The 313-nt window shown below is 49.5% G+C and carries 1 pseudogene; it reads left to right on the top strand.

Annotated elements, in window-relative coordinates:
• Positions 1-60: 60 nt before the first annotated feature.
• Positions 61-313, top strand: a pseudogene (locus NE473_RS30830) (LL-diaminopimelate aminotransferase); the annotation flags it as partial.

Raw genomic sequence — 313 nt, 5'->3', positions numbered from 1 at the left:
CTTTGTACTATAATGGTAACATTATGAATTTTGATGGAAGAATGAGGTGGAAAGGAATCTATGCGGTTTGCTGAGAGCATGGACCGGTTCGGAGAAGGAATATTTTCTAAATTACTGGAGATAAAAAGACAGAAGGAAGAACGGGGAGAGACTGTAATCGATTTAGGCGTGGGAGCGCCTAACATACCGCCGGCCAGGCATAGTACCGATGCCCTGTGCAGGGCGGCTGCGGATCCGAAAAATTACGTCTATGCCATCAGTGACCAGCAGGACCTCTTAAAGGCGGTGGCCCGGTGGTATGAGCGGCGGTACG

It is taken from the genome of Hungatella sp. SL.1.14 (assembly GCF_024460495.1).
GTDB lineage: Bacteria > Bacillota > Clostridia > Lachnospirales > Lachnospiraceae > Hungatella > Hungatella hathewayi.
Note: the sequence above shows the minus strand (reverse complement) of the source record. Positions and strands in the feature narration are given on the sequence as shown.